A 20368-nucleotide genomic window follows, 5' to 3' on the forward strand; every position below is an offset into this window, starting at 1 on the left:
TTTTCAACGACCGTTGCAAGCGGCTATACTTGCCCCACTCAACTAGTTCGACTAGCAGGCCCATTACGCAAACCCTGGAGGAGCCCGAGTGACACAGCCCGTAGACATGGACAAGATCGTCTCGTTTTGCAAGCGCCGCGGGTTCGTGTATCAGTCGTCAGAGATCTACGGCGGCATCCGCTCCTCCTACGACTACGGGCCCCTCGGCGTCGAGCTGAAGAAGAACATCAAGGACGAGTGGTGGAGACGGCTCGTGCACATGCGCGACGACGTGGTCGGCGTGGACTCCGCCATCATCCAGCACCCCAGGGTGTGGGAGGCCTCGGGGCACACCGCCACGTTCAACGACATGCTCGTCGAAAGCCGCACCTCGGGACGGCGCTACCGCGCCGACCACCTCATAGAAGAGGCCACCGAGATAGACGCCGAGGGCCTCTCCGCCGAGGAGATGACGAAGGTGATCCGGGAAGACGAGCGGATAAAGGACCCGGTGGACGGCGGCCGGGACTTTACCGAGGCACGCCCGTTCAACCTGATGTTCGAGACGTATACCGGTCCCGTAAAAGGCCCGGAGAACCTGGCCTTCCTGCGGCCGGAGACGGCGCAGGGGATATTCACCAACTTCAAGAACGTGCTGGACACGAGCCGCGTAAAGGTGCCGTTCGGGATAGCGCAGCAGGGCAAGTCTTTCCGGAACGAGATCACCCCCGGAAACTTCATCTTCCGCACCCGGGAGTTCGAGCAGATGGAGATGGAGTTCTTCGTCGAGCCCGGCACCGACGAGGAGTGGCACGAGACCTGGATACAGGAACGCTGGGACTGGTACACGGGCCTCGGCATGGACCCGGAGAATCTGCGCGTGTACGAGCACCCGCCCGAGAAGCTCTCCCACTACTCCAAGCGCACCGTGGACATCGAGTACGACTTCCCGTTCGCGGGCTGGTCCGAGCTCGAAGGCGTCGCAAACCGTACCGACTACGACCTCTCACGCCACGCGGAGTTCTCCGGCCAGAAGCTGGAGTACATAGATCAGGGCACCGGAAACCGCTTCGTGCCCTACGTCATCGAGCCCGCAGCCGGGGCCGACCGGGTCGCGCTCGCCTTTATCGTGGACGCCTACCGCGAGGAGGAGCTAGAGGGCGAGTCCGACGATAGCCGGGTTGTGCTGAAGCTGCACCCGCGCATTGCGCCGGTAAAGGCGGCGGTCTTCCCGCTCACCAAGAAGGAGCCCGTCTCCACGAAAGCCCGGGAGCTATACAACGACCTGCGCGGCGACTACAGCATCTTCTACGACGAGACCGGGGCGATAGGGCGGCGTTACCGGCGCCAGGACGAGATCGGCACCCCGTTCTGCGTCACAGTGGACTTCGACACCCTGGAGGACGATCAGGTCACCATCCGCGACAGAGACACCATGCAGCAGGAGCGGGTGCCGATAAGCGAGGTGCGCGAGCGCCTTCAACGCCTGATCTCGACCGGCTCGGCCGCGGCGGAGAGGTAACTCAGGATAATTTAGTACTGCGGAGCCCGGCGCGCTCGTTCGTGCGCCGGGTTTGCTGAGCTCCGCTACACCTTTACACTCTTCAACAGATCGGCGGCCTTCTCTCCGACCATCATGCAGGTGATGCAGGGGTTTACGCTTATCATGGCCGGGAACACCGAAGCATCCGCCACGCGTAGCCCCTCTACGCCCCGCACCCGGAGCTCGGGGTCCACGACGGCGTCCGGGTCGTCGGGCGCTCCCATCTTTGCCGTCCCGGCCGGATGGTACACGGTGTTGGCCGTGGTGCGGACGTACTCCGAGATCTCCTCGAAGCTCTGGGCCGAAGGCCCCGGAGCCAGCTCGCGCTCCATCCACTCCGAGATCGAGGAGCTCGCGGCGATCTCGCGGGCGAGGCGGACTCCCTCGACCATGATCCGCTCGTCGTAGCCTTCCGGGTCGGTGAAGTAGCGGAAGTCTATCGCCGGTGGCGTGTCGGGGTCGGCGGAGCGCAGGCGCACCGTCCCCCGGCTCCTAGCGCGGGTGACGTTCGGGGTAATGGAGAACGCGTTCTCCGCCGTCGGGTAACCTTTTGGCAGCGTGTGCATGTCGAACGCCTGTAAGCCAAAGTGGAACATAAGATCCGGGTCTCCGGCGTCGGGGTCCACGTTCGCGAAGAGCCCGGCCTCGTAGTAGTTGGCCGTCTCGTCGGGTACCGGACGGGACGCCTCCCACATGATGACGCCCTCCGGGTGATCCAGGAGGTTCTCCCCAACCCCGACCAGATCCGAGACCACGGGCACGCCTAGCATCCCGAGCGGCTCCGCCGCGCCCACGCCGGAGAGCATCAGGAGCTTCGGAGTGTCGAAGGCCCCGGCCGAGAGCACGATCTCCTCATTCGCCCGCAGCTCGCCCCTCTCGGTCTCCACACCCACGGCCCGGTTCTCGTCGAACAGGACGCGGTACGTGCGCGTGCCGGTCAAGACGGTGAGGTTATCCGGTAGCTCCTGCATCGGATGAAGATACGCAGCCGAGCTCGACTGCCGGTGCTCGCCTTTCTTGTTGAGCTGGAAGAGCCCGACGCCCTCTTTCACGCCCTTGCCGAAGTTCAGGCGCGGGAAGCCGAGCTCCTCGCCGCCGGCGAGGAACGCCTCGACCAGCGGGTTGCCCGCGTCCGAAGGCTCCATGTTCACCGTGCGGGAGACGCGGGAGAAGTACTTCGCCACGCCGTCCGGTCCCCAGCCCGTTGCTCCGGCACCCTCCCAGCGGCGCATGTCGCCCTCGGTCGGCTTGAAGGCGATGGCCGAGTTGTGGGAGCTCGAGCCACCGAGCATTATGCCGCGGCTGTGCAGGATATTGGAGTTGCCGCGCGGCTGATCCTCTATCTCGAACTCCTGGCCGTAGCTCTCGTGGCCGAGCAGGTTCTGCCAGCGTTTGAGCTCCAGGATCTCGCGCACGCCCTCGTCCGAGGGCCCGGCCTCGACGAGGCACACGCTCGTCTCGGGGTCTTCCGAAAGCCGGGCCGCGGCGACCGCGCCGGCCGTCCCGCCGCCGACCACCACGTAATCAAAGGTCGTAGTATCCAGCTCAGTATCCAACTCGTTCCTTTCCGTCACAGAAGATCAAGCGGCGGCTAGACGTTGCCGAACCAGCCGGAGGACTCGGGGGCGAGATTCACGCTTATGTGCTTGGTCTCCTGGTACTCGTGAAGACCCGCCTCGCCGAGCTCGCGTCCCGAGCCGCTCTTTTTGTAGCCGCCCCACGGGGCCTGCGGATAGTACGGGTGGAAGTCGTTGACCCACACGGTGCCGAGCTTGAGGCCGCGGGCGACCCGGTTGGCGCGGAGCATGTCCGTGGTCCACACCGCCCCGGCCAGGCCGTAGTCGGTGGCGTTGGCGTTGCGGACGGCCTCTTCCTCGCTCGTGAAACGCTCGATGGTGAGTACGGGACCGAAGATCTCCTCCTTCGCTATCCGCATCTCGGGCTCCACACCGGTGAACACCGTCGGCTCGACGAAGAAGCCGTTCTCGAACTTCTCGCCTTCCGGGCGGCCGCCGCCGAGGCGGAGCTCCGCGCCTTCCTCCTTGGCGAGCTCGATGTAGCCCTCGATCTTCTCCCGGTGCTCGGCGGAGATCACGGGCCCCATCTCGGTCTCGTCCTCTGCGCCGAAGCCGAGCTTTATCCGGTCGGCACGCTCCAGGATGGCGTCAACGAACCGGTCGTGGATGGAGTCCTCTACCAGCAGCCGGGACCCGGCGGAGCAGACCTGACCGGCATGGAAGAACGCGGCCTGCAGCGCGTAGTCCACGGCGACGTCGAAGTCGGCGTCGGCGAATACGAGGTTCGGGTTCTTGCCGCCGAGCTCCAGCGCGACGCGCTTTATGGACTCGGAGGCGGACTCGGCGACCTTGCGGCCGCTGACGACCCCGCCGGTAAACGAGACGAAGTCGACGTCCGGGTTTTCGGATAGCTCCGCACCGGTCTCCGCACCCGCGCCGAGCACGACGTTTGCGACGCCGTCGGGCAGTCCGGCCTCCTGCAACAGCTCACAGACCTTTATGGTCGTGAGCGGGGTTAGCTCGCTCGGCTTTGCGACGAAGGTGCATCCGGCTGCTATCGCGGGGGCAATCTTCCAGGAGATCTGGAGCAGCGGGTAGTTCCAGGGTGAGATCATGCCGACCACACCGATGGGCTCGTACACGGTCATACTGAGCGAGCTGTCCGGTACCGGGTTGATGTCCCCGCCGTGGGTCGCGATGAGCGCGCCATAGTACCGGAAAGTACCCGCGATGTCCTGCATGTCGGCGTGGCTCTCCACGAGCGTCTTGCCGGTGTCCAGCGTCTCCAGCCTCGCAAGCTCGGCCTCGTCGCGCTCCAGCAGGTCGGCGACGCGGTTCAGCAGGCGCGAACGCTCCTGGGGGAGCGTGTGGGGCCACGGGCCCTCGTCGAAGGCGCGGCGGGCGGCGGCTATCGCCCGGCGGGTGTCGGCGCGGGTCGCCTCGGGGACGGCGGCCACCGCCTCGGATGTGGCGGGGTTCAGGATCTCGCGCTCCCCGCCCTCCTCGGCGGCGACCCACTCCCCGCCTATCAACATGCCTCTTCTCGTCTGCACGTCCGTCATGGTCAACTTTTGCCTCTCTTCCGCGGGTTTCTGAGTGTTTCTAATCTTCCATAATCTTTCCCGGCGTGGTTACCCGCCACGATGCGCAGCCACGCCGCCGGGACGACGCGGCTGTCTCCGGGACTCTAATACCGGGTCCGGCTATCGGGTGGCCTGGGCGTTGAGCCGCATAAACTCGACGTGCTGCTCGTACTGGTCGAGGACGTCGTCTATTAGCTGGCTGTGGGTGTAGCCCATCACGTCGTAGCCCTGGCCGCCCTCGCGCAGGTGGACGTCGAGGCGATAGTAGACGTCGCTCTCGCGCAGGGAGCGGTCGCCGTACACGGGCATCGGGGCCTCTTGCGGGGCGAGCCGGTACTGGAAGGGCTCCTCCTCGCCGAGGTCCGCCGTCAGCTCGACGTAGCCGAAGCCGGACTCGTCCGTGCCGCCGCCGACCCGAGCCTCGATGCCCTGCTCACCGAGCTCCTCGCCGACCTCGATCAGGGCCGGGCGCGCCGTCTCGGCGAGGAACTCCGATACGGCGTCGTGATCCGGGAAGCTCATGCTGCGCTTGAGGCGCTGCCGCCAGCCCCGCTCCCTCGCCCGCTCCTCCTCGGGGGTGGAGCTGCGGCCGGAGAGCCGGGCGGGCAGGCTCTGGCGCTGGCTGTCGGCCCGGAATCCCTCCACACGCAGGGCCCTGTACAGCCCGACCATCACTAGGATAATCACGAAGGCGAACGGCAGCCCCATGACGACGGTGGCATTCTGTAGCGCCGGCACGCCGCCGACCACGAGCATGGCCAGGGTGAGCAAGCCGATGGCCAGCGCCCAGAAGATCCGCACGCTGGAGGCGGCGTCCTCACGCACCGAGCGCAGGTACGAGGAGAGGTTCGCCATCACCAGAGCGCCGGAGTCGGCGGAGGTGATGTAGAACAACAGACCCGCGATGGTAGCGAGGGTGCCGATGATAGTGAAGGCCGGGAACTGCTGTAGCAGAGTGTAGAAGCCCTGCTCGGGGTTGTTCATCGCCGTCTGGCCGAACTGCCCGTTGCCGCTCCTGACCTCTCTGAGGGCGGTGTTGCCGAAAATCGCGACCCACATGACGATGTACATGAACGGGATGGTGAGGGTACCGGCGACGAACTGCCGGATCGTGCGCCCGCGCGAGATCCTGGCCAGGAACAGCCCGACGAAAGAAGCCCAGGCTATCCACCACGCCCAGAAGAACAGCGTCCAGCCCGTCATCCAGGAGTCGATCTCGCCGCCGGAGAAGGCGAACGTCTGCAGGGTGAGGCTGGGGAAGTTGCTCACGTAGTCGCCGATGTTCAGGACCACGGCATTCAGGAGGAACACGGTGGGACCGGCGATCAGGATAAACGCCGCAAGCCCGATGGTCAGCCACACGTTGAGCTCCGACAGCCGCCGGATGCCCCGGGCGATGCCGCTTACCGCAGAGATAATAGCCACGATCACGGCGAGCACTATCAGCCCGACCTGAGCCGATAGCCCCTCGGGGATACCGTACAGGATGTTAAGCCCGAAGTTGAGCTGCACCACCCCGATGCCGAGCGTGGTCGCGATGCCGAAGATGGTGCCGAGTATCGCGGCCAGGTCTACCGCGTGACCCAGTGGCCCGTAGATGCGCTTGCCGAAGATCGGGTACAGCGCCGACCGGATGTTTAGCGGCAGGTTCAGCCGGTAGGCGGAGTACGCCAGCGCGATACCCATCAGCGCGTACATTCCCCAGCCGGTGAGGCCGTAGTGGAAGATGGTCCACACGGTGGCCTCACGGGCGGCGGCCTGGGTCTCACCGCCGCCCGTCGGCGGGGCGAGGTACTGGGTAACGGGCTCGGCGACGGCGAAGAACATCAGGTCCGTGCCGATACCGGCGGCGAAGAGCATCGCGGCCCAGGAGAACAGGCTGAACTCGGGTTTGGAGTGCTCCGGGCCAAGCTTCACGCTGCCGTACCGGGAGAGCGCGAGGAAGATCACGAACGCCAGTATCACCGTCGCTATCAGGATGTAGAACCACCCGAAGCCGGTCGAGATCCAACCAACCAGCACCCCAATGGCCCCGCTGGCGTTCTCCTGGAAGATCATCGCCCACAGCGCGAACACGACGATGGCTATGGCCGAGCCGAAGAACACCACCGGATTGATCCGGTTCCTGGGCTCCGAGCCCTCCGGCACGCCGTCCGAGCCCTCCGGCTCCGGCTGCCTCGTATCGTTCACATCACTCATAAACCCTCTCCTTCCTGTCTTCCCATCGCGGCCCGGTGGCCCGATATACGTGGCCGTACATAGCCGGCGCACGTCATGACCGGCAGTAAAGCACCTTCCCGTAACCTACGTCACAATTCCACCACTTTGATCCTCCGACCCAGATGTGGTTGCGCTCGTTACGGCCCGCCCCCGAGACTCCTTCGACGCCTGCAAACCTTTATTTGCATGTCGGCTCGGCAGTGTACCGTCTGGACGGTTTAGTAGTCAATAGCAAAATGGCATGTTTTGCCATTATTCACCGTTACAGGGGCGGTGAGGCGCCCGGGGTGCGCGTCCGGGGCCGGCTCGGACGGATCTTACGGTGGCTCTTATGCCTGGTTGTTTGGAGAGTCGGGCGGGGCCGGGTTGGGGTCTTCGTCCGTGATCGTGCGCAGGCGCGTGAGCACCTCCTCGCGCAGCTCACCTTCGACACCGGGGATGTCGAATAGCTCCAGGAACCACAGCCCGTCCGAGGCGAGCCGGACTATGGTGGCGAGCGCCGGGTCCACCCCGTCGTTCTCGGCCCGTTCCTGGAGCGCGCCGTAACGCTCGCGCAGCGGTTCGAGCAGGGCGGGGTCGTTGGCGACGGCGGCGAAGAGCCCGGACTGTACGGCCAGGTTGCGCTCCTCGTCTTCGGGCTCGAAGGTTGCCTCCACGTAGGCCCTGACCCAGCTGCCGTCGCCGCCGTCATCCTTCTCCTGGCCCTCGGACCTCTGGACCCTGCGATCCAGCTCCCGCTCGAAACGCTCTACCGCGAGGTGCTCGACCATCTCCGCGACGAGCCTCTCCTTGCTCGGGAAGTGGTACAGGAGACCGCCCTTGCTGACCCCGGCCTCCCGAGCCACCGCGTCCAGCGTCAGCCTGCCCGCACCCTCGCCGAGCACGATCCTCTCCGCCGCGTCGAGCAGCTTCTGGTGCGTGTCCGCCGAGCCTCGCTTCGCATCCACAGGCATGACTATACCGGCTGGACGGTTTTGGGGTCAACGCCTGACGGCCCGTGCCAGCGGCCCCGGATGAGCCTAGGCTAGCCGGCTTCCTCTGGTGCGGCTCGGAGACTCCTCCAGGGTAGCGCGAGTAAAACGTATAAAAGCTATCCTGTACCGGGAGGGCCACGACACGGATCCCGGAAGTGGCTAAAGCTGCTAAACAAGGATGCGGCCAGGGCGGAGCGGAGACGAAGGTAGGGGTGAGTGAATAAAAGCCGGCCCGGCCGGACCTGTTTTGTGTTGCTTGTGCTGCAAATGTGTTGCGGGAGTCCCCGGTTAAGGAGCGGCTTCATAACGCGTGATATAAAAGTCGTGCCGGATGAACCTGGCGGAGCGCCCTCTGGAGAGGCGGGAGCTCATGCGCGACGGCGAGACGGCGTTCCGCCGGAGCCTCGGGCCCCGGGGACCGGGAAGAGCGGAGTCAAGAGGATGGTGCCGGCTTGAGTGAGAGAGAGACTTGCGCCAACAACGACGTCCGGGAAGGCGGAGGCGGGTGTCCGAACTGCGGGTCGTTGCCCGAGAGGCCCGGGGGCTCCGGCACGCTGTATCTCTGGCCCCCGCTCGGCCATACCCTGGGCAAGGTCCGGAGTCACCTGAGACGCAGCGGGCTCAGGCCCGAAAGCGCGGCCGGCGGCGGGCTCATGGTCTCCATCGGGGAGGGGGCGCGGGATCTCCTCTCCGCGCTCTCCGAGGACACGCTGACCGGCGCGGAGCTCGGGGAGACGCGGGCGCTGTTCAAGTCCGGTGGCGGAGAACTAGAGGTCGCGGACATAGCCCGGACGGAGTCGCTCGGACGCCTGGCTGGCCTGGGACGCTCGGAGTGGCTCTTGGACGTGCTCGCCGAGGAGCGGCTTACCGTCCACTTCCAGCCCATCGTCCCCGCCGACTCTCCGGAGGAGGTCTACGCCCAGGAGTGCCTGCTGCGCGGGATAGACGAGGACGGCTCCACGATCCCGCCCGGCAGGATATTCGCCGCCGCCGGGAGGTGCGGCGTGCTCTTCCAGACCGATCTCGCCGCCCGGCGCGCGGCGATCCGGGAGGCCTCGGCCAACGGGGTCGAGTCCAACCTGTTCGTGAATTTCACCCCCACCTCCATCTACGATCCCGTGTTCTGCCTGAGTCAGACGGTGGAGACCGTGGACGAGGTGGGGATACCCCATGAGAGCATTACGTTCGAGATCACCGAGAGCGAGGACGTCGGTGACGCCACTCACCTGGAGAACATCGTCCGCTACTACCGGGAGCAGGGCTTCCGGGTGGCCCTGGACGACCTGGGCTCGGGATACTCCTCGCTGAACCTGATCCACCGCCTCCGACCCGACTTCGTGAAGCTGGATCTGGGGCTCATCCGGGACGTGGACACGGACCCCTACAAGGCGGTAATAGCCCGCAAGCTGTTGGAGCTAACCCGCGGTCTCGGCATCCAGACCATAGCAGAGGGCGTCGAGACCCCCGGCGAGCTTTCCTGGGTGCAACAGGAGGGCGCGGACTACGTGCAGGGCTTTCTCATCTCCAGACCCACCTCGCCACCGGTCGTCAGCCTCTAGTAAGCGCCCGGCACCTCCGGCGGACGCGCCGCCGACAAGTTTCCAGACTCTTCAGGCTGTTCGGAGGCTACTGCCGACCCTCTCTGGGGCCTCTGGGCCGGAACAAGCCGAACGACGAGGTGTAGCCGTGCAGAAAGCTCGTGCCGCCCACGGGTCCGAACTCGCCGTTGCAGAAGAACCCTCCGACCGGCACCGGGCCGAGACGCTCGTGCAAGACTCCCGTGTCGAAGCCCGGCTCGCCGTACAGGCCCTCGCCGCGCCCGAGACAGGAGAACAAGAGCGCGCCCGAAACCTCGCCTGAGGCGCGGGCCGGGCCCATCGCGCGCTCGTAGCCGGTGAGGACGGCGCGGAGGTCCTCGGCGGAGGCTTCGGCGTCGCGCAGGTGGAACTGGACGCGCATCCCCTCCTGCAGCCGCTCCCCGACGCCGAGCGAGCCGTTCTGGGGGTCCACACCGATGAGGTTCCGGATCAGGAAATCCCCCGGACCCGGCTCCTCCTCGAACTCGTCCATGAGCATCCCGACGAACAGGGCGCTGCCGGCGAGCTTGCGGTCGCGCTCGTCCAGGGCGGCGTAGACCTCCTCCAGCGCCTTGAACGCCGGGCGGCCGTCGAGCTCTTGCAGCACGTTGTCCTGGCAGGAGGTGATCTGCATTACCCCACCGACGGGCTTGCAGCCCTGGGCGACCACGGTGTCCACGGCGACGTCGCCGGTCAGGGCGAGGCCGGCGGTCCCGGAGGCGTAGTAGTCCTCGCCGACGAACAGCGCCCCCTCCCCGGCCGAGGTCGCGCCGCTCGCGAGCCCCCCGACCTTGGCCGCCCCCGGAAAGGCGTAGTCGAGCCCGGAGAGGAGCGTCACCGGGTCCGAGGAGAACGGGTCGGCAAGCAGGACGAACTGGGGCTCCTCGGCGGCGCGGGCCCCGACGAGCTCCTCCCAGGCGTCGGGCGGTCCGTCCAGGTCCGGCAGGGCACCCGGCCCCCCGATACGGAAACCGCGCACCTCCACGTTCCGCATGCGGGCCGCCGTGAGCGTAACCGCCGGCGCGCCCTCGACTTCCTCGCCGCCGCCTATGACGCCGCCCCCCGAGCATCCGAGGAGCGCGTCGGCCCCGAGGTGTGAGAGCACCAGCGAGGGCACCTCCCGGTAACGCTCCCTGTGGTGCGGGGTGACGAAGATCAGGGCAAGCGAGACCGGACCCTCGCCGAGCTCTCGCCGCAGTTCCGCCGCGCACCCGGCGACGGCCTCGTCGAGGTCCGTGTCGCGGGAGATCGCCGTCGCCCACCTCATAGAACCCACAGAGTCCAAAAACAGCCTCCTCTCGCTACCTTACGGAGTTTATACCGCCTGCCGGATTCCTCGGCCCCTCGTCAGCCCTTCGTCAGCCCGCGCCGCCGGACGAACAGCGCGGCGTACAGCCCGGCCCCGAGTAGCGCGGGCAGCCACAGGCCCTCGAACACGGCCACCCCGCACCAGAACGCCAGCGCGAGCAGGACGCTGTCCAGCAGGCCACCCGGCGGCGGCTCCCGCCACCTCCCGGCGAGGACGAGCAGAGCGCACGCCAGTAGCCCCGAGAGGACCCAGCCCGCGTAGTTTGTTAGCGGGACGCCGTAGTAAGCTCCTCCCTCCGGCCACACCCAGAAGCCGAGCGCCGCCGCGCCGGGGTCGAGCACGCCGTCCACGAGGGTCAGGAGGAGCGCGGAGACCACGACCCAGGCCAACCCGCGAGCCGGCCCCGCCGGGGAGGTAAGAGACCGCGCCGGGACGCAGGCCGCGACCGCCCCTATGACCAGCGGCACGTAGGAGACGGGGAGTATGTAGGGGACGTGACCGGCGATCTTGGGCCCCAGGGAGTCACCGTAGAAGAAAGCACCGTATGGAAAGCCGGTGACGGTGCCGGTCGACTCTATGGCAAAGCCGAAAACGGCCAGGACGCCAAGCGAGAGTGAAGCCCGGCCGGCCCCCATATAGCGCCACAGCGCGACGGCTGAAGGGAGCGCGATCAGGGCCGTGGAGATATAGGAGCCGGCCCACGCGCCCGGAAAGTCCGTAAAGCGGGCGGCGAAGTACGACACCACAAAGAGCGCGACGCTGCCCGCGAGCAGGTAACGGGGCACCGCGAACCGGCCCGGTTTTTCGGGTCCCCTATTTTCACCACCACGGTTCACGGGCATATGCTACATCCCCGAGCCGCTGTAAGAGGAGCCGGACGGCCGGTGCATGGCTGGTATATTCTTTTCTGTGCTCCTCCAGCTATTCGTACGGCTCTTTCACATCTCGCGCCCGGTGTTGTGGGTCAACACCGTCGGGACCGCCGTGGTCGGGATGTGGCTCGCCGGTAGCCTGTGGTCCTGGCAGGCCCTGCCGATACTCCTGTGGCTCACGCTGCCGTTCAACCTTCTGATCTACGGCGTCAACGACGTGTTCGACCGCGACACCGATGCGGACAACCCGCGCAAGGGCTCGCTGGAGGGGGCGCGGATCTCGGGCGGCGAGGTGAGGCACATCCGGCTCGGAGTGCTGGCGACCAACCTGCCGTTTCTCCTGTACTTCTTCTTCGGCGTGGGGGCCTCGGCCTTTGCGTGGATGACCCTGTACGCGGCGGTCTTCGTCGGCTATTCGGCCCCACCGGCGCGCTTCAAGGCCCGGCCCTTTCTGGACTCGCTCTCGAACGCGGCCTACGCTTTCCCGCTGGTCTTCGTCCCGCTCGCCCTCGGGGCTGATGTCGTGTGGCCCGCCGCCCTCGGGCTGATGGCGTGGAGCGCGGCCAAGCACACCTTCGACGCCGTGCAGGACATACACGAGGACCGGCGCTCGGGCATCCGCACCACCGCCGTCCGGCTCGGGGCCCGGGGTGTCGCCTACTGGAGCGGGGGGCTGTGGCTCGTCTCGGTCGTGTGCTTCGCCCTGGTAAACGTGCCCGTGGCGCTGATAGTCGCCGTTATCTCCGGTGGTTTGATTTCCGCTCTCTACCGGCGTCCAGAGCCTCGAACCGGACGCAGACTGTACCGGATCTCCATCCTCTACCCCTACGTCGCCGGTACCGTCGCCGGCATCCAGCTCGTCGGCGCGCTCTCCATCGGGGCGTACCCGTGAGCGCGCCGGATACCGGAAAGCGTGTCGTCGTGGTCGGCGGCGGGCTCGGCGGTCTCGCGGCTGCGGCGCTGCTCGGGCGGGCCGGGCACCGGGTGACGCTGCTGGAGGCGGCGGATTATCTCGGAGGCAAGAGCCGCCGCATCACCGTGGATGGCCAGCGGGTGGACACCGGGCCGTCTCTGGTGACGTTCCCGGGCGTGTGGGACGAGCTCCTGCTGCGGTGGGACGCACTCGGCGGCTCCCCCAAACCCGGAGAGGCGGCGGAGATATCCGGCCTGCGGCTCCTGCGGCTCCCCGAGGTCGGCCGCTATCACTACGGCGGCGAGGCGGTGTCGCTCCCGGTCCCGCCCGGCCACGAGTGGTATCCGGCCTGGGAGCGGTTCGTCGCCGGGCACGGCGGTCTCGGCCCGGAGGTGACGCGCCTGTTGACCACCTCACCCACCGACCGCCGGGCGCTGCCCGCGCTCAGGAAGCTGCTGAAGGCCTACGGCCGGCACCCCACGACCCGCGGCTATCTGGACTCCCTGGAGTGGATGCCGGAGGGGCTGCGCGAGATCATAGCCATCCACACCCTGAACGCCGGCGTCAGCCCGCACCGCACCGCCGCGCTATACGCGAGCATGCCCGCGATCATGGCCACCGACGGCGTCTACGTGCCCGAAGGCGGCGTGTACGAGCTGGTCCTCGCCCTGGAGCGTCTGGCCCGCCACTCGGGGGTCGAGATCCGAACCGGCGAGCCGGTCGGCGGCGTCAGCCCGGGCCGCGTCGAGACCGGGGGCGGCGTCTACGAGGCCGATCTCGTCGTGAGCGGTCTGGACGCCGGGCTTCTGGAGCGCCTGATCGGCCACCCGGACCCCGACCCCGAGAGCCTCTCGTGCTCGGGGGTTGCCATCTACGGAGCCCTGCGCGAGGACGCCACGCTGCCCCGGGGGACACCCGCCCACGGCGTGGTCCTCCCGTCCTCCCCAAAGAGCCTGTACGGGAGCCTGGAGCGCGGCGAGGAGCCGGAGGAGACGATGGCTTTCGTCAACCGCTTCCGGCCCGGCGAGGTCTACCCCAACGACCGCACCACGCTCGCGGTGCTCCTGACCGCCCCGGCGAACGGCGCAGAGTACGGCGTGGACGACCCGTTCGTGGCGCGGGAGCTGGGCCGTATCTCGGAGGTGATGGGCCTGGATCTCCCCCTGACCGAGTACCTCGGGCAGAGCACGGTGCTCCATCCCGAATACTTCGCCGGGCGCGGGGCCACGGGCGGTGCGCTGTACGGCGCCGCGAGGCCGTTCTGGCGTAGTGGGCCCCTGCACCGGCCCCGCTACGCGCTAAAGGAGAAGCCGTGGCGGGTGGGAAAAACGCCGTGGCTATACCGGGTGGGGAGCTCGGTTCATCCGGGCGGCGGCATCCCGGCGGTGCTCGGCGGGGCCATGATCTCGACCGACCGGATGTTGGATTCCCTGGGCGGCAGGCGCTAGCCACCGGCGAGCCCGGAGAAGCTCCTATCAGGCTCTCCCTATCCCACCCCGCACCTCTCTAAAGCTCGATCACCTCCGATACGCCGAGCGTGCGGCCCGCGTCGTCCAGGGCGCGGGCGGCGACGTAAGGCTCCTCGGTCTGCACGCCGATGGTGGTCTCGAAGCCCTCGCGGAGGGCGGTCGCGGCCGGCCTCAGCCGGTCCCGTTCGGGACCCGCCAGGGCCTCCCAGACCGCGACCTCCGTGGCGCCGTTCCAGCTGGCGTACAGCGTTACCCCGCCGCCGGAGCGGCGCTCGGCTGCGACCGCAGGCTCTTCTTCCGGGTATCCTTTCCACTTCATCCGGTACGAGCGGTACGAGGTGTACTCGATGGGGAGCCGCGCGTCGAACAGAAGCTCGCCGTCGCGGCTGAACTCCGAGAAAAACGGCTCCGCACCCCAGCCCACGAACACGTTGTCGTTTGGCAGCGTCTGCATGCTGCCCAGGTATCCGGCCAGGAGCCGCTTGTTTGGGTGGACGTACTCCCGCTTCATGGTTGCGGACATGGCATCCATATCCAGCTCGACCACGATGGCCCGGGACCGCTCGCGGACCGGCGGGTGGGAGCCGTTGTCGAAGATGGTTATGGTGCCGTCCGGCTGGCGGCGGGCGTCGTGCTGGAAGGCGACGCCGGTGCCCGGTCCCATCTCGAAGTCGCTCTGACGCCCCCCGAGACGCCAGATGACCTCTCCGGTGTCGCGGTCTATCTTGTACACGGCCCAGGTGTTGCGGGCGGATACGAGAAGGTGGCCGTCGTGATCCACGTCTATGGAGTTGATGTGGAAGTAGTCGAAGTCCTCGTCCGGGTTCCCCGAATGTCCGATGTACGCCTCGTCTACTCCGACGTGATCCAGGCTGCGCCACTCGAACAGGAGCTCGCCGGTCTCGATGTCGAGCTCCTGTATGACCCCGTCGAGGATCGCGGCGTCGTCCGGCCCGCCGAACGGGGTGAGGTCCCGGCGCACGCGGCTGTAGATCGTGACCAGCGCGGTGTCGTCGGGGCTGATGATGAACTCATGCAAGTCGCCGCTCAGTCCGTTTGCGGCCTCCAGCCGGGCTATCTCGCTGTAGGAGTCGTCGAGCACCACGTACTCGCCGAGGCCGCGGATGCTGCTGACCCTGCCCTCCCACCAGGTAAGCACGGGCTCTCCCCGGTAGCTCTGCGCGCGGAAGTCTCTCACCTGCTTCTCCCGGGAGTAGTCGAACCACACGGTCTGTCCCTGATCATCCAGGATCATGGGCCCGTACTGTCCCGGTCCCTTTGCCGGGCTGATAAATATGTACCCCGGGGCGGTGCCGCTGGCCGACTTCCGCACCTGTATCGCGGGCGGGAGCAGATCCGGGCGGGAGAGGAAGGTCCGCACGTAAGACCCGGACGGGGTGACGCCGGGTAGGCTCGCCTTCCGGGTGCGCTTGCTGGACCCGCAGCCCGCTGCACCCAGCATAGCGGTCCCCGCGGCGCCGACGCCCAGGGTCCGCAAGAATCTCTGCCGGGTTAGCTCAACGCCCAAGTCGTACCCCCTCCAAGCTCATCTCTACCCTGCTGGCCGCGGCTTCAAGCCTGTCCGGCGTGTCCGGCTCGTCCGGCTGCCGGGACGACCGTGGTGCCTACCGGAGCCCACCGGGCCTGAGCAATGCTCAATGATAACCCTGGATCACACCGGAATCTCATACCACGGCTGCCGGGGCTGCCACAGTGTTTTCAGACCGTCTCCAGTCCTTTTCACCCTGGGCGCGGATCGTCCCGGAGTATCGCGTAGTGGTGCAGGTCCCGGAAGCCTCCCCCGATAAGGTGGCTCGACCGGGAGGTCCCCTCGTGGGCCATGCCGGCCTTCTCCAGGACCCGGGCCGAGGCGGCGTTACCGTCCAGGCAGCGGGCCTCCAGCCGGTTGAGTCCCACCCGGTCGAAGCCGAACCCCACGACGGCGGCGACGGCCTCGGTCATCAGGCCCCGGCCCCAGTGCTCGCGGGAGAGCACGTACCCGATCTCGGCCCGCGAGTGCTCCGGCTGCCAGCCCTGGATGCCGCACGTCCCGATAAACTCCCCGGTCTCACATTCCTCCAGGCCCCAGCCCGCCGGGTCGCCTCTGGAGTAACGTTCCCGCACGAAGCGGAGGAAGTTCTCCGAGTCCCGGAGGCTCTCGTGGGGCTCCCAGAGCATGTGGCGGGCCACCTCCGGGTCGGAGGCGTAGGCGTGCATGGCCCCGGCGTCACCGAGCCGCATGCGGCGCAGCGTCAGACGCCGGGTCTCCAGAGTCGGCAGCTCCCGGAAGATGCGCCGGCCCCGGGCCTCCAGGCTCTCCTCCAACCGGCTCCCACCCTGATTCTGGCTCCGCCGTTCTCTGGCTTCTCTACTTTCTCTGGCTTCTCTACGGGCCATATGGGTACCGGATCAGCTCCTCGACGGGGAGCGCGTCCGTCTCTCCGGCCTCCGGGTCCACGACGACGTAACGGGCCCCGGCCTTCTGGGCGACGAGGGCGTGGCGGCGCAGGCCGTCGGCGTCTTCTATGGTCCCCAGAGACCCCGGCAGCCCGAGGTGCCCCGCCCTCCGGCGGAAATCCCCGGCAAGCTCCGGGGAGGTAAACAGGGCCGCCACGAGAAGCCCCTCCTCCCCGGCCTCCTCGTCCGCGACCGAGATCAGGGGCGACTCCCCGGCCTCATCGGAGATCAGGTACAGCGGGAAGCTCAGGCTCGCCGTCCCCGGGGCCCCAGGCCCGGGCACCGGGGCGAGCCGGGCCGCGAGGTCCTCGGCGTGGAAGAGGCCGGTGCCCCTTTCGCTCACCACGAGCACGTATCCGGCCCCCGGCAGCGGGTACCCTCCCCCCGCCGGAGCCTCCTCCGGCGAGAGGCCGGCGAGCGCGGAGAAGCCCAGCCCTCCGGCCTCTTCGGAGAACTCGCGGGCGAGGTCCGGTGAGGCGAAGATCACCCCGACGAGCCCCTCCTCTCCGGCTTCTCCACCTATCTCCGCGTGCTCCAGAACGGGTGCGCCGGAGCCGTCCACGAGCCGGTACAGCGGCGGCCCGGGCACTTCCTCTAACGGTAACTCCCTGTCCGGAGTGGTCAACGCGGCCTCCTGAATATATCTACCGGTCGCATAAGTCGCATATTCTAGCGGCCCCGGTAGCCGAGCATCTCTCGTAGCTGGCGCTCCTTCAACCTCCGTGGCGCGGCGCGGAACACGCGGTCACGGAGACCCGTGAGCGTAGGGCTCTCAAGCTGGCCGGCGACGCCCGCGTAACGGGATAAGAGCACGAGGGCGGCGGCCGGCGCGGCCCTGCGACGCTCGTACAGCCTGAGCCCGGCCTCGGGGGTCCCAGGGCGCGAGAGCGCGCCGCCGAGAGCCGCCGCGTCCACGAGAGCCTGTCCCGCGCCCTGGCCCAGGTTCGGGGTCATGGGATGGGCGGCGTCGCCGAGCAGGGTGACGGGGCCCGAGCCCCAGCGTAGCGTCGGGTCGCGGTCGTAGATGTCGTCGCGCCGGATCTCCTCTTCCGGGGTGGCTCGTACCAGCGCCTGTACGGGCTCGTGCCAGCCGCGCAGTAGCCCCAGCACCCGCGCCCGGCTCTCTCCGGGCACATCACGCGCCCCCTCCGGCGCGTTCTGGGTGGCAAACCAGTACACCCGCCCGCCGCCGATGTACACGCAGCCGAACCTCACGCCCCGCCCCCAGGTCTCCAGCCCCACACCCCGGGGCACGAGCCCTCCGGCCCGGCGCGCCACGCCCCGCCAGGCGGTGTAGCCGGCGTAGCGCGGAGGGTTTTCAAAGCGCGCTTCGCGAGGCCGCCCACGCACGGCCCGCACGGTGGAGTGGAGCCCGTCCGCCCCGATCAGGACGCGCCCGCGCTCCTCGCCGCCGCCTTCCAGCACCGCCGCCACGCCGCCCTCCGTCCGGCGCAGCCCGGCCACCCGGCGCACGGTGCGCACGACGTCCCCGCCCGCCGCCGAGACGAGCGCCGAAACCAGCTCGGGCCGGCTCACGGCCATGCTATCCGCTCCCAGGCGCTCGCTGCCCGCCGGCAGCCGGAGGTCGGCCAGGGTCTCTCCGCGAGGGTCGCGGAGCAGCCCGGCGGTCGTCGGCACCCCGAGCCCGGAAGCGGTCTCGTGCAGCCCGAGGGAGTGGAGCGCGGCCACGGCGTTAGCGCCGAGCAGGAGCCCGGCCCCGGCCTCCCGCGTCGTTGCCGCGCGTTCCAGTACTAGGGGCTCGAACCCCGCGTTACGCAGGGCAACCGCCGCCGCGAGCCCCCCGATACCGGCTCCGGCCACCAGCGCTCTCTCGCAATTCATAGGCGCTTCATGGATGCTTCACATGTCTCGTGGGTTGCGCTGATAAGAGCCCGACGGGGCTGGCAAGAGCGAGCAAGAGGGCCTCGGTAGGGGCTAGATCAGGGACTTCGAGCGCACGACCTCTTTGGCGAGCGAGACGAGGTCATCGGGCTCGAAGGGCTTGCGGAGCACCTTCACAGAGCGGTGGGTGCGGCTCGCGAGCGTCTTGGCCGCCGGGTCCTTCTTGCCGGCGGTGAGGATCACGGGCACCCTGGAGGTTTTCGGCATCGCCTTGAGGCAGTGGCAGGTCTCGACGCCGCCCATCTGGGGCATCGCCACGTCCAGGACTATGAGGTCCACCTTGCGGGTGAGGCTCTCCTCTATGGTGCTCTGGCAGTCTCCGGCCATTATGACCTTGAAGCCGGCGGTCTCCAGCGCCTGGGCCGAGCTTACTACCGAGGGGTCGCTATCCGCGAGGATTATGGTTCCGCGTTCCACGGCGGAGATTGTACACCCGCGCGGGCTGGTGGCAAGGAAGTCTGAGACCATGCCGGACTCCGGCTCCACGCGCGCGGGCATGCGTTAGAATTTCCCCGTACAGCCCCGTACACGACGAGCCCCGGCTCAGAGAGCAAGGGGCGTCTCCGAGAGACGAGAGGTGATCGTGCAGGATCAGAAGTACTACCGCAAAGGCTTCAAGATGCGCGGCGAGATCCAGCACCTGCTGGACCGGGACTACCAGTCCGCCATAGTGGATAGCATCCGCTCCTCGGGCAACATCCTCGAAGCCGGAGACCTCACGATAACCCTGGCCGGGGAGTTCGGCTTCTGTTACGGCGTGGACCGCGCGGTCGACTACGCCTTCCAGGCCCGCGAGAAGTTCCCCGACAAGCGCATCTTTATCACGGGGGACATGATCCACAATGCCTCCATGAACGACCGCCTCGTGGAGCTCGGCATCGAGTTCCTCTCCGAGGGCTTCGAGGGCCGCCCGGACGAGAAGTTCGACGAGATCGGGCCCGAGGACGTTGTCCTGCTGCCCGCCTTCGGCGCGCCCGTGGAGTGGGTAAACGCCCTGCGCGAGCGCGGCTGCATTATCGTGGACACCACCTGCGGCTCGGTACTGTCCGTGTGGAAGCGCGTCACCCGCTACGCCCAGAAGGGCTTTACGAGCGTTATTCACGGCAAGTACTATCACGAGGAGACCAAGGCGACCGCCTCCCAGACCGAGAAAGAAGGCGGCAACGGCAAATACCTCATCGTGCGCAACCTCGAAGAGACGGCCCACGTCACCGACTTCATCCGGGGCGAACTGGACGCCGAGACTCTAAAGGAGCGTCTCGGACACGGCATGAGCCCCGGCTTCGAGCCGGAGACGGACCTGGTGAGCGTCGGGGTGGCGAACCAGACCACGATGCTCATGACGGAGACGCTCGCGGTGGGCAAGGAGATCCAGAAGGCCATGCTCGACCGCTACGGCGAGGAGAACATCGCCGAGCACTTCGAGCTCTTCGACACCATCTGCTCGGCGACCCAGGACCGCCAGGACGCCCTGATGCAGCTACTGGATCAGCCGCTGGACGTAATGGTCGTGATCGGGGGCTACAACTCCTCGAACACGAACAACCTCGCCATAATCGCGGAGGAGAAGGTGCCGCGGGCCTTCCACATCCCGGACGGCTCGTGCATAGAGGGCGACTCCATCCGCCACAAGCCCGCCGGAACGCCGCTGGACCCCGCACAGGAGATAGTAGAAGAGGGCTGGCTGCCGGACGGACCGGTGCGTATCGGCCTCACAGCCGGGGCCTCGACCCCGAACTCCCAGATCGGCCGCGCTGTGGAGCGCATTCTGGAGGCCCGCAACGTCTCCGCCGAGGAGGCGCTGGCCTGAACAAGCCTGAACGGTCGTGATCCACTCCCCAAAGCCTCTGCCAGGTTTTCCACTCGTTATCGCCGGGGAGATTACGCAGGGCTTCCTCGACATTGGGATAGAAGACTTCCGCTTAGCAGCCGGATACGTGTATCGCTTACCCTACGGCAGAAACGTGGATCGGGCAGACTACTCACTGGTCCTCCGCGAAGATCGCGGCACCTGTAGCACCAAGCATGCTCTGTTGACGCGCCTGGCCGAAGA

General features: G+C 67.6%; 16 protein-coding genes. 5 read left to right on the plus strand and 11 right to left on the minus strand.

Annotation, left to right across the window (positions count from 1 at the left end; translation table 11 throughout):
- The first annotated feature begins 106 nt into the window (after positions 1 to 106).
- Positions 107 to 1501, plus strand: coding sequence for a glycine--tRNA ligase (locus tag ABD53_RS08340; RefSeq protein ID WP_047865364.1), 1395 nt, complete (start codon positions 107 to 109; stop codon positions 1499 to 1501).
- 65 nt (positions 1502 to 1566) lie between these two features.
- On the opposite strand, the gene ABD53_RS08345 is transcribed toward ABD53_RS08340, so the two are convergent.
- From ABD53_RS08345 to ABD53_RS08360, 4 genes are all read right to left on the minus strand, one after another.
- Positions 1567 to 3078 carry a GMC family oxidoreductase gene (locus tag ABD53_RS08345; protein WP_047865294.1) on the minus strand — a complete coding sequence of 504 codons (1512 nt, stop codon included), beginning with the start codon at positions 3076 to 3078 and terminating at the stop codon, positions 1567 to 1569.
- A 35-nt stretch (positions 3079 to 3113) separates the two neighbouring features.
- Entirely contained in the window at positions 3114 to 4601 is a 1488-nt protein-coding gene (locus ABD53_RS08350) for an aldehyde dehydrogenase family protein (RefSeq protein WP_047865365.1), read from the minus strand.
- 141 nt (positions 4602 to 4742) lie between these two features.
- Positions 4743 to 6821, minus strand: coding sequence for a choline BCCT transporter BetT (betT, locus tag ABD53_RS08355; protein WP_047865295.1), 2079 nt, complete (start codon positions 6819 to 6821; stop codon positions 4743 to 4745).
- A 350-nt stretch (positions 6822 to 7171) separates the two neighbouring features.
- Complete coding sequence (locus ABD53_RS08360) at positions 7172 to 7789, minus strand: TetR/AcrR family transcriptional regulator (RefSeq protein WP_160309649.1); 618 nt, start codon at positions 7787 to 7789, stop codon at positions 7172 to 7174.
- 479 nt (positions 7790 to 8268) lie between these two features.
- On the opposite strand from ABD53_RS08360, the gene ABD53_RS08365 reads away from it, so the two are divergent.
- Positions 8269 to 9375, plus strand: a complete 1107-nt coding sequence (locus tag ABD53_RS08365) for an EAL domain-containing protein (protein ID WP_084709434.1) — start codon at positions 8269 to 8271, stop codon at positions 9373 to 9375.
- Between the two features lie 67 nt (positions 9376 to 9442).
- Here ABD53_RS08365 and ABD53_RS08370 read toward each other — a convergent pair whose 3' ends face one another.
- On the minus strand, positions 9443 to 10669 hold the full coding sequence (locus ABD53_RS08370; RefSeq protein WP_235401474.1) for an FIST signal transduction protein: 1227 nt from the start codon (positions 10667 to 10669) through the stop codon (positions 9443 to 9445).
- Positions 10670 to 10740: 71 nt separating this feature from the next.
- The gene (locus tag ABD53_RS08375; RefSeq protein ID WP_053057838.1) at positions 10741 to 11544 is read right to left on the minus strand and encodes a carotenoid biosynthesis protein; all 804 of its coding nucleotides are present in this window, start codon (positions 11542 to 11544) and stop codon (positions 10741 to 10743) included.
- Positions 11545 to 11590: 46 nt separating this feature from the next.
- Here ABD53_RS08375 and ABD53_RS08380 point away from each other — a divergent pair, with 46 nt between their 5' ends.
- Positions 11591 to 12466 carry a UbiA family prenyltransferase gene (locus tag ABD53_RS08380; protein WP_047865299.1) on the plus strand — a complete coding sequence of 292 codons (876 nt, stop codon included), beginning with the start codon at positions 11591 to 11593 and terminating at the stop codon, positions 12464 to 12466.
- Complete coding sequence (locus tag ABD53_RS08385) at positions 12463 to 13935, plus strand: phytoene desaturase family protein (RefSeq protein WP_047865300.1); 1473 nt, start codon at positions 12463 to 12465, stop codon at positions 13933 to 13935. Before ABD53_RS08380 ends, ABD53_RS08385 begins: the two co-directional genes overlap by 4 nt.
- Positions 13936 to 13993: 58 nt before the next feature.
- On the opposite strand, the gene ABD53_RS08390 is transcribed toward ABD53_RS08385, so the two are convergent.
- The 5 genes from ABD53_RS08390 to ABD53_RS15900 form a co-directional block, all read right to left on the minus strand.
- Positions 13994 to 15484, minus strand: a complete 1491-nt coding sequence (locus ABD53_RS08390) for an arylsulfotransferase family protein (RefSeq protein WP_053057839.1) — start codon at positions 15482 to 15484, stop codon at positions 13994 to 13996.
- 212 nt (positions 15485 to 15696) lie between these two features.
- On the minus strand, positions 15697 to 16281 hold the full coding sequence (locus ABD53_RS08395; RefSeq protein WP_200900338.1) for a GNAT family N-acetyltransferase: 585 nt from the start codon (positions 16279 to 16281) through the stop codon (positions 15697 to 15699).
- Positions 16282 to 16342: 61 nt separating this feature from the next.
- Positions 16343 to 17038, minus strand: coding sequence for a hypothetical protein (locus ABD53_RS08400; protein ID WP_047865301.1), 696 nt, complete (start codon positions 17036 to 17038; stop codon positions 16343 to 16345).
- Positions 17039 to 17082: 44 nt separating this feature from the next.
- Positions 17083 to 18255 carry an FAD-dependent monooxygenase gene (locus ABD53_RS08405; RefSeq protein ID WP_047865302.1) on the minus strand — a complete coding sequence of 391 codons (1173 nt, stop codon included), beginning with the start codon at positions 18253 to 18255 and terminating at the stop codon, positions 17083 to 17085.
- A gap of 93 nt (positions 18256 to 18348) precedes the next feature.
- The gene (locus tag ABD53_RS15900) at positions 18349 to 18813 is read right to left on the minus strand and encodes a response regulator (protein WP_084709436.1); all 465 of its coding nucleotides are present in this window, start codon (positions 18811 to 18813) and stop codon (positions 18349 to 18351) included.
- Between the two features lie 85 nt (positions 18814 to 18898).
- On the opposite strand from ABD53_RS15900, the gene ABD53_RS08415 reads away from it, so the two are divergent.
- Positions 18899 to 20125, plus strand: coding sequence for a 4-hydroxy-3-methylbut-2-enyl diphosphate reductase (locus ABD53_RS08415; RefSeq protein WP_053057851.1), 1227 nt, complete (start codon positions 18899 to 18901; stop codon positions 20123 to 20125).
- Positions 20126 to 20368 lie beyond the last annotated feature (243 nt).

The sequence above is a fragment of the Rubrobacter aplysinae genome, assembly GCF_001029505.1.
In the GTDB taxonomy this organism is placed as follows: domain Bacteria; phylum Actinomycetota; class Rubrobacteria; order Rubrobacterales; family Rubrobacteraceae; genus Rubrobacter_A; species Rubrobacter_A aplysinae.

What these genes read in the sequence shown, in the direction of transcription:
- ABD53_RS08340 (WP_047865364.1), top strand. Translation starts at nt 107, where the DNA reads ATGGACAAGATCGTCTCGTTTTGCAAGCGCCGCGGGTTCGTGTATCAG.
- ABD53_RS08350 (WP_047865365.1), bottom strand. Translation starts at nt 4,601, where the DNA reads ATGACGGACGTGCAGACGAGAAGAGGCATGTTGATAGGCGGGGAGTGG.
- betT (WP_047865295.1), bottom strand. Translation starts at nt 6,821, where the DNA reads ATGAGTGATGTGAACGATACGAGGCAGCCGGAGCCGGAGGGCTCGGAC.
- ABD53_RS08375 (WP_053057838.1), bottom strand. Translation starts at nt 11,544, where the DNA reads ATGCCCGTGAACCGTGGTGGTGAAAATAGGGGACCCGAAAAACCGGGC.
- ABD53_RS08380 (WP_047865299.1), top strand. Translation starts at nt 11,591, where the DNA reads ATGGCTGGTATATTCTTTTCTGTGCTCCTCCAGCTATTCGTACGGCTC.
- ABD53_RS08405 (WP_047865302.1), bottom strand. Translation starts at nt 18,255, where the DNA reads ATGAATTGCGAGAGAGCGCTGGTGGCCGGAGCCGGTATCGGGGGGCTC.
- ABD53_RS15900 (WP_084709436.1), bottom strand. Translation starts at nt 18,813, where the DNA reads ATGCCCGCGCGCGTGGAGCCGGAGTCCGGCATGGTCTCAGACTTCCTT.